At 43.8% G+C, this 15,189-nt stretch carries 15 protein-coding genes; 7 read left to right on the top strand and 8 right to left on the bottom strand.

What is annotated here, in order from left to right; genetic code table 11:
• Nucleotides 1-136 precede the first annotated feature (136 nt).
• On the bottom strand, nucleotides 137-400 hold the full coding sequence (locus tag AC4EG4_RS12195) for a hypothetical protein (protein ID WP_490988043.1): 264 nt from the start codon (nucleotides 398-400) through the stop codon (nucleotides 137-139).
• A gap of 347 nt (nucleotides 401-747) precedes the next feature.
• Here AC4EG4_RS12195 and AC4EG4_RS12190 point away from each other — a divergent pair, with 347 nt between their 5' ends.
• Both AC4EG4_RS12190 and AC4EG4_RS12185 read left to right on the top strand, forming a co-directional pair.
• Nucleotides 748-2,574 carry an LTA synthase family protein gene (locus AC4EG4_RS12190; RefSeq protein WP_490987982.1) on the top strand — a complete coding sequence of 609 codons (1,827 nt, stop codon included), beginning with the start codon at nucleotides 748-750 and terminating at the stop codon, nucleotides 2,572-2,574.
• Nucleotides 2,575-2,713: 139 nt separating this feature from the next.
• Nucleotides 2,714-3,244: a TlpA family protein disulfide reductase gene (locus AC4EG4_RS12185; protein ID WP_490987981.1), complete on the top strand. Its 531-nt coding sequence runs from the start codon at nucleotides 2,714-2,716 to the stop codon at nucleotides 3,242-3,244.
• Between the two features lie 164 nt (nucleotides 3,245-3,408).
• On the opposite strand, the gene AC4EG4_RS12180 is transcribed toward AC4EG4_RS12185, so the two are convergent.
• Nucleotides 3,409-4,551, bottom strand: a complete 1,143-nt coding sequence (locus AC4EG4_RS12180) for an SH3 domain-containing protein (protein ID WP_490987980.1) — start codon at nucleotides 4,549-4,551, stop codon at nucleotides 3,409-3,411.
• Nucleotides 4,552-4,996: 445 nt separating this feature from the next.
• Here AC4EG4_RS12180 and AC4EG4_RS12175 point away from each other — a divergent pair, with 445 nt between their 5' ends.
• Nucleotides 4,997-5,542 carry a hypothetical protein gene (locus AC4EG4_RS12175; protein WP_490987979.1) on the top strand — a complete coding sequence of 182 codons (546 nt, stop codon included), beginning with the start codon at nucleotides 4,997-4,999 and terminating at the stop codon, nucleotides 5,540-5,542.
• Nucleotides 5,543-5,763: 221 nt separating this feature from the next.
• Here AC4EG4_RS12175 and cax read toward each other — a convergent pair whose 3' ends face one another.
• From cax to AC4EG4_RS12160, 3 genes are all read right to left on the bottom strand, one after another.
• Entirely contained in the window at nucleotides 5,764-6,819 is a 1,056-nt protein-coding gene (gene cax / locus AC4EG4_RS12170; RefSeq protein ID WP_490979045.1) for a calcium/proton exchanger, read from the bottom strand.
• Nucleotides 6,820-6,920: 101 nt separating this feature from the next.
• The gene (locus tag AC4EG4_RS12165; protein ID WP_490979046.1) at nucleotides 6,921-7,820 is read right to left on the bottom strand and encodes a 3-hydroxyacyl-CoA dehydrogenase; all 900 of its coding nucleotides are present in this window, start codon (nucleotides 7,818-7,820) and stop codon (nucleotides 6,921-6,923) included.
• Nucleotides 7,821-7,920: 100 nt separating this feature from the next.
• Nucleotides 7,921-8,670 (bottom strand): phosphatase PAP2 family protein, encoded by a 750-nt coding sequence (locus tag AC4EG4_RS12160; protein ID WP_490979047.1) that lies wholly within the window; start codon nucleotides 8,668-8,670, stop codon nucleotides 7,921-7,923.
• A gap of 155 nt (nucleotides 8,671-8,825) precedes the next feature.
• Between AC4EG4_RS12160 and AC4EG4_RS12155 the strand changes: the two genes are divergently transcribed.
• The gene (locus AC4EG4_RS12155) at nucleotides 8,826-9,731 is read left to right on the top strand and encodes an oxidoreductase (protein WP_490979048.1); all 906 of its coding nucleotides are present in this window, start codon (nucleotides 8,826-8,828) and stop codon (nucleotides 9,729-9,731) included.
• 54 nt (nucleotides 9,732-9,785) lie between these two features.
• Here the strand turns inward: AC4EG4_RS12155 and AC4EG4_RS12150 are convergent, their stop codons facing one another.
• From AC4EG4_RS12150 to AC4EG4_RS12140, 3 genes are read right to left on the bottom strand one after another with little or no spacing between them, the layout of a single operon-like run.
• Nucleotides 9,786-10,259: an NUDIX hydrolase gene (locus AC4EG4_RS12150; RefSeq protein WP_490979049.1), complete on the bottom strand. Its 474-nt coding sequence runs from the start codon at nucleotides 10,257-10,259 to the stop codon at nucleotides 9,786-9,788.
• Nucleotides 10,260-10,301: 42 nt separating this feature from the next.
• Nucleotides 10,302-11,027, bottom strand: coding sequence for an ABC transporter permease (locus AC4EG4_RS12145; RefSeq protein WP_490979050.1), 726 nt, complete (start codon nucleotides 11,025-11,027; stop codon nucleotides 10,302-10,304).
• A complete protein-coding gene (locus tag AC4EG4_RS12140) occupies nucleotides 11,024-11,752 on the bottom strand; it encodes an ABC transporter ATP-binding protein (protein ID WP_490979051.1) in 729 nt (242 codons plus the stop codon). Before AC4EG4_RS12140 ends, AC4EG4_RS12145 begins: the two co-directional genes overlap by 4 nt.
• Nucleotides 11,753-11,941: 189 nt before the next feature.
• Between AC4EG4_RS12140 and AC4EG4_RS12135 the strand changes: the two genes are divergently transcribed.
• From AC4EG4_RS12135 to AC4EG4_RS12125, 3 genes are all read left to right on the top strand, one after another.
• Nucleotides 11,942-12,835 carry an oxidoreductase gene (locus tag AC4EG4_RS12135; protein ID WP_490979052.1) on the top strand — a complete coding sequence of 298 codons (894 nt, stop codon included), beginning with the start codon at nucleotides 11,942-11,944 and terminating at the stop codon, nucleotides 12,833-12,835.
• Nucleotides 12,836-13,076: 241 nt separating this feature from the next.
• Complete coding sequence (locus tag AC4EG4_RS12130) at nucleotides 13,077-14,090, top strand: STAS domain-containing protein (RefSeq protein ID WP_490979053.1); 1,014 nt, start codon at nucleotides 13,077-13,079, stop codon at nucleotides 14,088-14,090.
• Nucleotides 14,091-14,229: 139 nt separating this feature from the next.
• Nucleotides 14,230-15,141: a DMT family transporter gene (locus AC4EG4_RS12125; protein WP_490979054.1), complete on the top strand. Its 912-nt coding sequence runs from the start codon at nucleotides 14,230-14,232 to the stop codon at nucleotides 15,139-15,141.
• The last annotated feature ends 48 nt before the right edge of the window (nucleotides 15,142-15,189 follow it).

Genomic DNA, 15,189 nt, shown 5'->3' with positions numbered 1-15,189 from the left:
AACGAGCTTCTTCCTTTGTTTAGAGCCGCAAGCTCCAACCAGGCTGGCCGCGAAGACTCCTGAACCCAAGAAAGAGGAGTGGCCGGACCGATTGGGGGTGTACACGGCTATTCTTTTTGATAGACAACTATTGCAATCATGTTTTTTTATTCAATGCCAGATAAATTTCATGTTCAAAAAACTTTCGGCGATGATCTGCGGATCTTTTTCGGGATACTGTGCCGTTTTTGAAAACACGTTTGCATAAGTAAAACGGAGCTTCATCATTTTCTGCAACTTGCCAAGTCCCGTAAAGAGAGGGCTGGCTACCAAAATCCACTAGGAATTTTTGTCCAATAGGCAGTATTGGATACTTGCATTGGACGTTAACACTGCCTTCGCTGGAAATCTTTTTTTGCATATCCAAAATCAACACTCCTTTCTCTTGCTGCCTGAAATTCAATCCTATAGTCTACGATTTGAATTTTGCATCTCTAACGCTGCTGAGCCTAACAAACAAAAGCTAAAACTGGCCATTTAGCATCAAAACCATTTCTTCCCTTTCCAATACCCGTTCTCCAAATGACATCAAACTCTCGTTAATTCCACCCTTTGCCACAATACAGACATGTCCGGATGTTTTCGCCTGTCTAAAGAGTGGTATTAAAAAATAATGGCTTTGTTTTGCAGCACGTACTGAATGGTTCACTGGCAAGTGCTTCATTTACATTGATCAGCAAAGCGCTATAACTTGTCCGGAGGTGCACCATGAAATTCTTGGATTATTGGATTTACCTGCTCTTGTCCATTTCTAAACTTTTTCTATTCAGCCTGTATTCAGGCACTGAATTTCCTTTCAGCTTTTTCGTCCTGAATCTGGCTTCCATTATTGTCTTATCCAGTTGGACGCTCCTGTTAAGCAGCAGCAAACGACGGTGGGTGTTGCTGGCATTTTTATTCCTGCACAGCACGCTGCTTGTTTCAGATCTTTGGTATTACCGTTACTTCAGCGATTTGCTGTCCATTGCCCTGCTTTCTGACATCACGCAGATGAGCGATGTTGGCGGCGGGTTTCTGACCTTGATTGAAATGAAAGATATTCTTTTCTTTGCCGACTTGTTGATCTTTTCGGCAGTTCTTTTCTTCATCCGCAATCGACAAAACAGTGTAAGCCGTCATCAAAAAAGAATGTTTGCCGGTGCAGGTGCTGCTCTTGGCCTTGTATTGTTCGTAGTTCCTTTAGCCTTTAGCTACGCCAACGAAGAAAAATGGCTGGTGGATGAACCAGTTTCCAATATGCGCGAGTATTACCAGTTAGGATTTTGGGGCTATCACGGATTGGATTTTGCTCAGGGGGTCGGCTCGCTGTTCACAAATGACAGCGTCACTGCAGAAGAAGAAACTCAGATTCGCGAACTGAATACTGAAGCGCCTTCCGCTGTATCCGACTCAGCAAAGCCGAACATCATTGTCGTCCAATTGGAATCGTTTCAAACTTCAGTGATTGGCCAGCAAGTGAATGGGCAGGAATTGACGCCACACTTAAATGCGTTAAAAGAAGAAGCGCTGTTTTTCCCGTCATTCTATCACCAAACGCATGAAGGCCGCACATCGGATGCAGAATTTATCACGCTGACTTCCTTGCACCCATTAAAGTCAGGTTCTGTTTACACGCAATATGCCGATAATGAGTTTGATGCGTTGCCGGAACTGTTAAGAGATGCCGGCTACGATACTGCAGCTATGCATGCATTTGAAAAAGATTTTTGGAACCGCGATGATTTCTATCAAAACATTGGTTTTAACCACTTTTTCAGCCAGAAAGATTTCCCGGATAATCAGGAAATCGGCATGGCGTTGAATGATGAAGATTTCTTGAGCACCTCCATCGAAATGGCTGAGCAGCTGAAAGAGCCCTATTTCGCCTTTATGGTTGCGCTGTCGAGCCACACACCATATGAAATACCTGCGGAACTGGAGCAGTTGGATTTGACTGGCTATGAAGATCCGTTGCTGAAAGGCTATTACGAAACCATTCATTATGTCGATGGGGCTGTGGGGGTAATGATTGAAGAACTAAAACAGAAAGATATGTGGGATGATTCCCTTGTCGTTTTCTACGGAGATCATGACAGCGGGTTGACTCAGCCTGGCAGTGAAATGGCTCAGGAACTAGGAGCAGAAACTGAGGTCGAATTGTTCGAGCTCGATCACCAGGTGCCGCTTTTCATTAAACAACCCAATATGGATAAGGGAGCCACCATTGAGGACACGGGAGGACAAATTGATATTGCCCCTACCATCCTCGATATTGTGGATATTGAGCCGCCTTATATGCTCGGTCAATCTCTATTGGACGAAGACAGCAACTTGACGATTTTCCGCCATGGTGCGTTCCGCCACGAAGAGTTTTATTTCGAACCAGATTTGACGGTGGCTGCTGGAAGTGGGACCTGCTACGATACCACTACAGGAGAAGAAGTTGAAATCGATTCATGCAGTGAACAGATTGAAGCATCTACCGACCAGCTTCGCATATCCGATTTAATGATTCAGAAAAATGTGTTGCAGGAAATTGGCCAAAGCAAAAAGTGACAAAAAACCATCTTCGTTTTAAAAACGAAGATGGTTTTTTGGATCAATCCAAGTTGCTTCAATGTCTTTTCTCCTTTTTCCGCTATATGATAGAAGAACAACGAGTCAAACCGTGATTTTACAGAAAAGGATGATGACTATGAGAGCGCTGACAAAAACTTTACTCCTTCTTGTCCTTGTTGCCGCATTAGCTGCATGCAACAGCAATTCGCAAAGCAATGAAGCGAATGCTGGACAATTGAATGACGGCAATCCGGCACCATCTTTTGAATTGGTTGATTTAGAAGGAAACCAACAAAATCTCGCTGACTATGCCGGCCAAAAAGTTTATGTGAAATTTTGGGCTTCCTGGTGCTCTATTTGTCTATCAGGAATGGAAGAACTAAATACCTTAGCTGGTGAAGAAAACGATTTTGAGGTGCTAACCATTGTTTCCCCCGGATCAAACGCCGAAAAAAGTACCGAGTCTTTCGCTAAGTGGTTTGATGGGTTTCCAAATGCCGAAAATATCACTGTGCTGTTGGATGAAGGCGGCACCTTTTTCGATGAATATGGCATAATCGGCTATCCCACTTCTGTCTATATCGGATCTGATGGGACACTTGTTAAAAGCATGACCGGACATTTCAGCAACGAAGAAATCAAAGCCACATTTGAAACGATCCAATAATAGTTTACAACTCCACCACCCGCATACAGCTTGCCTTTCGGCTTGCACAGTATGCGGGTGTTTCTGTAAAAAGTAGATAAAAACAAGTATTTAAAATTGCAGTAAAAAACATCAGCGAATTTTTTACCCTTTAAAATTTCTGGTTCTATTTCAATCTCTATACATTATTTAAAACTCCGTAATTCATAGAGAATACGATTTTTAGAATCTATAACTTTTACTAGTCCATAACCTGGTGCAAAATAATAATGATTTGTAAGTGATGAACCTTTGAATTTATCTTCAATATGCACTACATTTTTAAAGTTTCCTGCGGGTGTTGTAATTGTTCCAGTTGTTGTCCGCAAGTATGAATTTCCGATAGCAAGATATTTTTCAGTAGACCAGTCAAACTCAAGGATAGGAGTAGGTTTATTTTGAACTAGTGGTGTACTAATGTTTGTCCAAATCCAGTCACTCTCAGGGAGCCCCATAAGAAAACCTTTTGATGAAAATGACGTATAAATAGAAGGAACTACATAGCTATATTCATTTTTATAGACATTGCCTTTAACATTTCCTTGGAATACTTCTCCATCAAAATAATATTTCATCCATTTAATTTTCGATGGGCGCAAATCTGTAAATGTTTTAAGTGTTTGAACTGTTGCGTTTGGATTTGTTGCTGATAGTTGGCTAGTAGGCACATATCCTTTCAGAGAACCACTTGTTATATAAGACCAGCTGGAAATCTGTGAATGCACAGATACTTCTTTGTTCTTATCGAGAGAACCCGTTTTCTTTCCACTCGTACTCGCCGTAATTCGAAGGGTCACGCTAGCGTTTGTATACTTTTTAGTAGGCTTAGAAGCAGTTAATAACTGAGAATCGATATAGCCTAACGCATTGCCATACCGAACTAAGTGCCATCTACTTACTACTTTCCCGAAGTCCTCCACAACCATTTGGTATTTTGGAGTAGCTAATGTCTTTGATTTTGTGGATGCAGTTTCCTTTATTTCTAGCCCATTCTTAGAGCCGACAATTTTAGTTGTACTGATTGGAACAATAAGGGTGCTAGTAGCAACATACCCTTTTTTATCGTTAACCTGAACATAGGACCATCCTCCCTGAACCGTTTTCAGCTGAATAACTAATGATCCTTTTGGTAAACTGGATATAATACTAGCCTTCGAGCTTGCAGCTACACGGAGTTCTGTTATTGCTTGCGTTTTCTTTACTTCACTAGTAGTTGAGCCTTCCGCAACTGATGCGAACGTAGGTAGTAAGATAAATAAGATGACGATAATACTTAAAATTTTCTTCAATTTGAAATCCTCCTCTATTTTTTGTGGTCATTTAAACCCATTACTAAGTTCCTAATAATTGTATCAATAGTTCATAATTTAACAACTGTTTTATTTAATAAAATACGAATTATATAACCGTTTCAATCTATAAGAAAGTTACTGAACATTTGTAAAAGAAGAGCCGAAACCCTGCCTTGACTAGTATTAAATATTTAGAGATGCTTCTTATGCAGATTGCTCTAAGCTATTTTGCATTTTTCTAGTTCAACCTAATGATACAAACTATCGACTTTTTAACCAAAAAGAACTACTAGTTTTTATGTGCAAGTTGATTAACTTTTTTAGTCTTTCTTTTAAACCCTTAGCTGTAGTTTTTTCAAAGGTTGTATATGCTATCATTTTTATGTAAAAAATCTTTATTGCCTGCATCTATTCTGTCTAACTAAAAGAGGAGGTGAACGATATGGATGAAACGATTGAACAATTATTCTCGGATTCGAAATCAGCGGACAAGGAGGTGAACTATCTCGCCTATCAGCAAATTCTACTTTTGAGCGAAGAAAAAGTAGATTGGGCATACTTGGTGTGGGATCAGTTGCTTGAGGACTTGGATCATCCAAATAACCACCAGCGCTCTAGGGCCGCACAGTATTTAGCCAACTTGGCCAAGAGCGATCCAGAAAATCGGATGCTGACCGACTTCCCCCGACTCTGGCAAGTAACAAAAGATGAAAAGTTTGTCACCGCACGCCATAGCCTGCAAGCAATATGGAAAGTGGCGCTCGCAGGACTTGCCCAAAAGGAAATGGTTCTCGGCCACTTAACTGACCGATTCCTTTTCTGTGAAGATGAAAAAAACTTTACGCTCATACGTTCAGATATTTTGCAGGCAATGCGGCAGGTATATGATGAAACGCAGGATGAACAAATCAAACTATCCGCCATCGACTTGATCGAAGGAATTGATGATCCAAAGTACAAGAAAAAGTACAAAGCGATCTGGAAATGAAAACAAGCCGCCACCCAAAATATATTTTGGGTGGCGGCTTATTATTTTTGGAACGTACTATGAAGGTTTTTCGTTCTAAACTGAAATTCCAGTTTCAGGAGGCGTCTCATTGTTTGTGTTTCTTGCCATCGCTTTTTTGGACGTAGTGAATTGTCTTTCCTGCTTATATACCTTTCTTCGGAAAAGACAGGTTATCTAGACAAGGACACTGGCTAAAACTATCACAACAAATAAAACCCAATGCCCATAATGAGATAAGCCGAAAGCAAAATCAAGCCTTCGAACCAGTTTGACTCCCCATCATTCATGACACTGCTTGAGAGAAACACTGCAGTAATCATGGCGACCAATTCTGGCACTGTGAAAACCAATGGCATTTGCTGTGGCATAAAAAGCGAAAGGAGCACCAGTATCGGTGCAACAAACATCGCAATCTGCAGCGTAGAACCAATGGCGATTTCTACCGCCACATCCATTTTGTTTTTCATCGCCATAATAAGCGCGGAAGCATGTTCAGCCGCATTTCCGACAATTGCAACGATGATAACACCGATGAACAACTCAGACCAACCAAACTGTTCACCCACTTCTTCAAAGGTACGGACTAGATTTTCGGATACGTAAGCCACGACCAGGGTTGCTGCAAACAAGATGATCATCGCTTTCTTTTTCGACCATTCCGGTTCTTCGTGCTCGGAATGCTGTGCCGCATCCGCATGGCTGTAAACACCGCGATGGGTGACCAGCTTGAAAAAGAGACCCGCTAAATACAAAAGAATCATGATAATCGAAATGCCGACACTCAATTGAATGGTTTCATTTTCATTCATCGTCATCGAAAAAATTTCAGGAATGACAAACGCCACAACAACTGCAAAAATCAACAAGCCAGAATTATGGGTTGCATCGTGGACATTAAACATCTGCCGCTTGAACTTGATGCCTCCCAGGAAAAATGATAATCCTCCAACCAGCAGCAAATTCCCTAAGACTGAACCGGTCAAAGAAGCCAAAACTACTCCAATTAATCCTGCTTGCAATGCAAAAATGGAAATAATTAATTCCACCGCATTTCCGAATGTCGCATTCAGCAAGCCGCCAATACGAGGACCACTGACAATTGCCAAACTTTCTGTAGCTCTCCCCATAAAACTGGATAAGGCCACTACACTAATCGAACAAATAAAGAACATAGCAACGCTCGGCCAATCCAGGAAAGAGCCAACTACAGTCAAGGGCACCCCTATTGCTACTAAAATCCCGAATATCCGATTCATACAATCCCTTCTTTGCATTTTGATAATATTGGATACCCAGTTTCACAAATTTCCTAACACAAAAAACACGCCCGACCATTCATAGCCAAGCGTAGTGGTCTTTAGTTTTTCAGAAAATCCTCATCCATAAAAGCCGGGTTTGGATAGCTATAGAATCCCTCACCTGTTTCCCGCCCCAGTTTTCCTTTGTCCAGGTACTCAATCTTAAGCATATTCGCCAATTCGACAAACTTCGGATTGCCCGTCGCTGCGGCTTTTCCTTGAACAATGTTGTGGGCGGTGTTGATGCCGATTACGTCCAACATCGCGAATGGACCGAGCGGCGCACCCGTTGCAATCATCCAAGTCTTATCGACCGTTTCGACATCTGCCACTTCTTTAACCAGAAGCAGTTCGGCGGCTTCCAGAAATGGTACCAATAAAGAATTTAAAATATAGCCCGGCTGTTCTTTATGCAACGGCAATGGCACCATTCCAATAGCTTTCGCAAACTCTATCACATCATTAAACACTTTATCAGCCGTTCCCGGGTGCTTCATGATTTCAGCAGTGTTATTTATGCGGATCGTATTGGCGAAATGCAGCGCCAAAAACTTTTCGGGCCGTCCTGTTGCTTCTGAAAATTGGCTTGGCAGAAGTGTCGAGGAGTTAGTTGCAAACACAGTTTTCTCAGGAGCTGCTTTGCCCAATTCCGTGTAAAACGCTGTTTTGATCGCTGCAACTTCAGGGATTGCTTCAATCACCAAATCTGCATCACTCACTGCTTCAGCCAAATTTGTATGGAAAGACAACCGTTCATATGCAGCATCCGTTTCTGTTTCACTGGCGCCCATATCGTTCCGATAGTTTTTCATCAACTTTCCCAATCGCTTTTTTGAACTTTCAATCGCACCATCATGAATATCATAAATTGCTACATTGAATCCTTTAAATGCGGTCTGGTAAGCAATTTGGCTTCCCAACACGCCGCTTCCTGCAACTGTAATCTGCTTGTAGTCCATTGCCATTCTCCTCTATGTAAGATTTTTGTCTTCATTCCATCCAAAGCTGGTTTACGTACTAACGAAATCTATGCGTGGAGACACGGAATATCTTTCTTCATTAATCTGAGAAAAAGGGCAGTTTTGTCCGTACCGTTTTGTACAATGGCCCGAGCAGCTTGCGCAACGCATGGACCGGAGGCACAGGGCTCTTACTATGCCACTGAATCCACTCTAAAGCAATTAAGCTTAACAACAACCAAATCGTCCCTGCAATATAACCTGCCATGACATCGCTCGGAAAATGAGCACCCAGGTAAATTCGACTTGCGCCAATCACTAGGATCAGTCCACTCAAAACAGTAACTGTTGTCCACTGAATCCAGGGCCGCTGCCGCGTTCGAATTACCAAATACATCACAAAACCATAAAATATTAAGGACCCCATCGAATGGCCGCTCGGAAAACTGTAGCCGATTGCATCAATTTCAGCATTGATGCCTGGGCGTTCCCTGACGTAAAGGTTCTTTAATAGCAGTGTTAACAGTGAACCGCCGCCTACCGCAATAACAAAAAACAGCATGCCCCATTTGTCCTTCAGCCTAAGTCCCAAAATCGCCAGAATGACGAGGGATGCCAGCGTCAAAAACCAGGCCGATCCCATTTCAGTGAAGATGAACATGACCGTATCCATCGCTTCGCTTGATGTCGCTTCCATCAAAGCAATGATTGCGCGATCAAACAACCCAAACTCTTTCTCCATCACTTCTTCTGCCAGTTCCGCAAACAACACAATAAACATTGCGGCAATGCCCAGGCCGCCAAGCAGCAGCAAAAAAGCCAGGCCGGCCATTTTTTCATTCTTCTTCATCTTCTCGCTCCCGACTCTATAGACTACTTTACTTCTACCCTATTGTGCCAAAAAATATGTAAAAAAATGACCATTCCAATCCTACTATTTGTGGCAAGGGTTGCTGCATGGTATTTTTATCATAAGACTAAGTCTATTAATCAGGAGCTGATCGTTTGAAACAACTAACCGGAAAGACAGCCATCATAACCGGAGCCAACAGCGGCATCGGATTGGAAGCTGCAAAAGTGTTTGCTGACCGCGGCGCACAGGTCATTATGGCTGTGCGCAATAAAGAAAAAGGGGAAAGCGCGCGAAATCTGATATTGGAAACGAATAACGATGCACACGTGACCGTGATGAAATTGGATTTGGCAGACCTTGCCAGCGTCCGCGTGTTTGCCGAAAGCTTTAAAAGCAACCACGACTCACTCGATTTGTTAATTAATAATGCAGGTGTCATGACCCCACCCTATTCAAAAACGAAAGATGGCTTCGAGCTGCAATTCGGCAGCAATCACCTGGGCCATTTCGCATTGACAGGCCTGCTGCTGCCGTTGCTGAAGAATACGCCTGAATCACGGGTTGTCTCCCTCAGCAGCTTGGCGCATAAAGGCGCGTCGATTGATTTCGACAACCTGGACGGCGCTAAAGGATATAAACGCATGAAATTTTATGGACAAAGCAAGCTTGCCAATTTATTGTTTGCACAAGAATTAGACAAGCGCTTTAAGCAAAATGGCCTGAACAGTTTAAGCCTTGCCTGCCATCCTGGAATTTCCGCCACCAATCTCTTTAAATTTGGCAATCAGGATGCTCCAAAGTTTATGAAAACACTCATGCACAACTTTCTGCAGCCGCCTGAAATGGGTGCTTTGCCGACCGTCTATGCTGCCACTGATTTGCAGCTTACAGGCGGCGAATACATTGGACCTGACGGGAAGGGCCAGCGCAAAGGCTATCCAACATTGGACACACCTCATGCAGCAGCTGGAGATGAAGCCGTATCACGCAAACTTTGGGAAGTTTCCGAACAGTTGACCGGAGTGAAATTTGACTTTACCGAACCCGCAATCCAATAAGAAAAGCCGCTATTTATGTTCAATCATGAATAGCGGCTTTCTTTATTCAGCAACTCATCGCTGCAAAGCTGTTAAGCGATGCTTTTCAAGAAATTCCTCAATTACTGTACGGTGGCTCCCAATCATTTGTTGAGGCAGCTGCTCCGGGGAGAAAAACTTAAAGCTCAAAGATTCTTTTTCATCAACAATCAAATCGCCGTGGTAATCATTCGAATAATAAGCGGTCGTTACAACATAAAATTCATCGCCATTTTCCGCTACCACAAAATGTTCGGGTCCGGAATAGACATTGATTAGATGCAAGGTTTTTACTGTTAGCCCGGTCTCTTCCAAGACTTCCCGTTTCGCTGTAGCTTCTGTGGATTCCCCGAGCTCCATCAGTCCGCCTGGCAAGCCCCACAGGTTTTTGGGAAACTTTCGCTCTTCCAACAGCAAACGTCCATTTTCATCTATCATTACAACCACGGCCCCCACAAGTATCAGTGGCCGGTGACCAACAACTGCCCGCAGTTCCTCTATATAGCCCATCTGCTCCAACCCCCTCATCTTTCGTCTTGTGTTGAACCATTCTCAACCGCGCATGCGTTTCTTAAATCCCCAAACGGCAATTCCAAAAATCGCCACAGTATAAGCAGCCACCCATAGCATCGGTGTAAACACTGCCGCATAATCACCTGCAAAAATCGCGCGCGATGCATCGACGGCATGTGCGAACGGCAGCAGGTAAGCGACGTTTTGAAATGTGCCGCCAATCATACCGAGTTCAAACCAGGTGCCGCTTAACCATGTTGTGATATTAACGAATAGCGCAAACATCGCCCCCACTTGCCGATCCGTAAAAAAGGTGCCAAAAAACAAGCCAAAACCGATATAAAGAAGCGATATGATGGCAAGCACCCCGAAAGCAGGAATGGCATGAACCGTCGCTGGCATTCCCAATAGCAGAGCCGTAACATAACAGGCGGTCATCTGGATAAAAGCTACTGGCAAAAGCGGTAAGGCATACCCGATCAAGTAATCGGTCGCAGCCATTGGCGACGCAAATATTCTCATCAAGAACGAACTGCTTTTATCGCGGCCAATGAGCATTCCTGTGAACAAAGTGATAAAAGAAAAACTGAAGACGATGATGGCAGGTGCCAGCTTCTCAAGCGTGAACAAATCAAACGGCATATTTTCAGCCATTAGTGAAAAGAGCCACAGCATCAGCAGCGGCAGCACCATTCCAAAAAGCAGCGTCATTGGGTCGCGTAAAATTTCTTTTCGGTTGCGTTCAGCAAATGTCCAAGCCCTCATTGGTTTTCTGCCTCTGCGGTCAATTGAAGAAAGATATCCTGTAGCTTGGCTTGCCCGGTCTGTTCCTTTAACTCTTCGAGCGTGCCAAGTGCGTACAATCTTCCTTTATGCATAATGCCAATGCGGTCCGCCAATGCTTCCACTTCCTCCAAATAATGTGTTGTCAAAATAATCGTAATCTCACCTTTTAAATCCAGCAAAATCTGCCATAAATCCAATCGCGCTCGAACATCCAGCCCGACTGTCGGCTCGTCTAAAAAAATGATTTCCGGCTCTGAAATCAGCGCCATCGCAATGCTCAAGCGGCGCTCCAATCCGCCAGATAAGGTTCTCCCTTTGTTATTGGACCGATCTGCCAGTCCAAATTTGTCCATCAGTTGACGTGCTTTTTGTTCTGCTTGCTTTTTATCGCTGCCGTAAATTTTGGCAATAAACTCCAGATTTTCTTTTACGGAAAGATTGCGTGCAACCGCGTTTTCCTGCGGTGAAATGTTCAGCTTTTTCTTCACCGCCTGTGGATTTTCAACAATGCTGTCACCCAGCATAAAAGCGTCGCCGCTCGACGGTTCCATCAGGCAGCTCAACAATTTGATGGTCGTAGTTTTTCCTGCTCCATTTTCACCCAAAAGCGCAAAAAACTCTCCTTGACCGATTGTCAGCGAAAGATGATCTACGGCAACCCGGTCTTTAAATGTTTTAGTCAACTCTTTAATCGAAATGTCCATGGATCCGCTATCGCCTCCTTTTTTCTATTCTACCGTTTGCTGCTGCCAATGAATAATAAAGCGGTGCGGACTTTTCAAATATTGCTCGAATTTCCTTTTTAACTTATATGGCTTCCAAATGTTCCAAAGAACCGATAAAGTATTAGCTAGTATTTGCAAACGACTGAATCGATGAAAGGAAGTGGTGTTTTGCCTACAGAAAAAACTGCCATCATCACAGGCGGCAACAGCGGCATCGGCTTTGAAACAGCTAAAGGTCTGCTGGAGATTGGCACACAAGTTATTCTGGCTGTCCGCAACACCAAAAAAGGAAACACGGCCCGGGCTGCTTTGCTCCGGCTTTATCCTTCTGCCCAGATTGCTGTCATGAAACTCGACTTAGCCGATCTTGAGACGGTTCGGGCTTTTGCTGAGAGTTTTCAAACATCTTTTACTAAACTTGACATATTGATCAATAACGCTGGCATTATGGCACCTCCTTACACAAAAACGAGAGATGGTTTTGAACTGCAGTTTGGCAGCAATCACCTTGGCCATTTTGCGTTGACCGGCTTGCTCTTGCCTCTATTGGTAAACACACCCGACTCGCGTGTCGTAACCATCAGCAGCCGGGCACACAGCCGCGGTTCAATCGACTTTGCCAACCTTGATGGGGCAACAGGCTACCATGCGAAGAAATTTTATAACCAAAGCAAACTGGCCAATTTGTACTTTGCGTTGGAATTCGATAAGCGCTTGAAAGAGCATGGCCTCCAAACCATTAGCGTGGCCTGCCATCCGGGAGTTTCTGCGACCAATATTCTAAAGTTGGGCCAACAGGAAATTCCAGCCGTTTTCAAACGCATCGCCAATCTGGTTCTTCAGCCGCCGGACATGGGAGCTTTGGCAACACTTTTTGCAGCCTTAGAACCCGGCTTGAAAGGCGGCGAGTATATTGGGCCCATTGCTCAATTCCAGCGCAGAGGGTATCCGGCACTGGGGAAACCGCACGCCAATGCGACTGATCCTGAAATTTCTCTCAGACTTTGGGAGGCATCGGAAAAACTGACGGGTGTCACTTACGGCTTCAAAGACGGAGGATAAAGAGTAAATAACTTTAGGACAAATTCCATAAGTGTCCCGTAAGAATTTTGACTCTATCTGTGCTAATTGACAAACCTTTTATAGCGGAAACTCCATAAAAGAACGGCACGTGCTAAAAAATAGCGATTCTTAAGTTCAACCTGTATGGTTTTAATTTCTGCTTCCGGTAAAATATCTATAGGAAAACTTTGTATTTTATTCTTAACAAAACAATTATTCATTAGGTGGAGGAATTTATAACATGAGCAAAAAAAATATTGCTGTCGGCGGCGTAGAGTTAGCGTGGGATTTGGAAACGGGACAAGCCCTGTTCGAAGGCAGAGATGTGGTTCTCTTTTGGACAACTGCGATGGAAACCTTTTTTGATACCATCAAAGACATTTCAGGAATTGAAGCAACACAGCTCGTATTGGAAACAACCGGATTTCGCCAAGGCGTTATTGTTGGTGAAGGGTTTAAAGACATGCAGCATATCGATGCCTCGAACATTGTCGAGTGGATTTCCAATACATATGCTCCTGCCGGATGGGGAAAAGTGGAAATTGTTGAAATGGATAGCGAAAAAAACACCTTTACCATGCATATTCAAAATGATTGGGAATACAAAATGAACTTGCTGAAAAATAACCATACAGAAGGTATATTTGTGCCTTCACATTACGCGGGTGTATTGACAGGATTGTTCGGCATCAACTTCTGGTACAAGACCATCCAATACCAAAACCAAGACAAGCCTTACAGCATTGTAGAATATTTTCCATCCGAAGTGACTGTGCAGCAAAACATTCACGAGCTGTCCCGGAAGCAGGAAGCCAATCAAATCCAGATGCTTGAAAAATTGGTTGACGAGCAAACAAAATCTCTTCAGAACTTAGTAAAAGAGCTTTCTTCTCCGATTATTCCCGTTCTGGAAGGCATCATTGTCGTACCGATGATTGGCAGCTATGATGAGCAACGAACAGAAGACTTGATTGTCAAAACTTTGACCGAACTTCCGAAACATAAAGCCAATTTCCTATTGGTTGATTTGACCGGCTTGAACAAGCATATTACGGAGCATACAGCTTCTCTTATCGAGAAACTCGGCGCTTCGGCAAGGCTGTTGGGAACAGAAGTTATTCTTGTCGGCATATCTCCCGAATTGGCCATCATCATCGCACAGGCCCAGAGCAGCTTGAATACATTTGAATCGCTGCAAAGCTTGCAGCACGGAATTTATTACGCGCTGGGCCGCAGCGGCCGGAAAATTGTCTGATGCACTCCATCACAATCCCATCCCCTGCCGCTTCTTCCTGAAGACATTCTTTGCGGAAAAGAATATACTAGTTTCTGTCTGTTGATACACACAGACATTATAGCCACTGGAAGAACCAATGGTTAATGGAGGAGATCATTTGAACGCAAAAGCTTTTTCACTGGCCTTATTTTCTGTATTAATATGGGGCTCTTCATTTGCAGCGATACGGGTTGGTCTGCAGGGCGGTTATGACGCCGGACAAAATGTACTGGTTCGGTTCCTGATTGCTTCGGCCTTATTTCTGATTTTCGCTTTATGGCCCGGAACAAAATTCCGGCTTCCTCAAAAAAGCGACATCATCCGCATTTTGGTGCTCGGCTGGATCGGCATCAGTGTTTATCACATTTTTGTTACCTTCGGCATGGAGACGATTTCTGCGGGAACAGCTGGTATGCTGGTCGGTTCCGGCCCAATCTTTACAGCGTTGATTGCCGCATTTGTCTTGAAGGAACGTTTGACTGGCATTGGCTGGATTGGCTTGGGCATTGGCTTTATCGGCATCTTGTTTATTGCATTCGGTTCAGCCGGCGCTTCTCTGACATTGACAAATGGAGCTTTACTTGTGCTAATCGCTGCGTTTGCATCTGCTGTTTTCTTTGTTTTTCAAAAACCCCTGCTAACACGCTACTCGGCAATTGAACTCACTGCGTACTTTACATGGGCAGGCACTCTGCCGTTCCTTATTTTCTCGCCAGGACTCTTTACGGCGATGCAAGGAGCCACACTGGAGGCACATCTTGCCACCTTGTATGTCGGCCTGTTCCCAGCCGCTATCGCGTATGTAACATGGGCAACTGCTTTGTCACTGGCAAATGCCAGTTCTGTTTCAAGCCTGATTTACCTGGAGCCGGCTGTTGCCATCGCGGTTGCTTGGATGTGGCTGCACGAACTGCCGACTCCTTTATCGCTTATTGGCGGCATTATTGCAATTGGCGGTGTCATGATCGTCAATTTGATGGGCCGAAAACGTCGCGTACTATCCAGAAAAACAGCGGAGTCTTCGCTCTAAAACAAAACAGCGTCACTTGGATTTTTTCCAGGTGGCGCTGTTTTATTT

The organism is Planococcus sp. TJ-201 (genome assembly GCF_058268495.1).
Note: the sequence above shows the minus strand (reverse complement) of the source record. Positions and strands in the feature narration are given on the sequence as shown.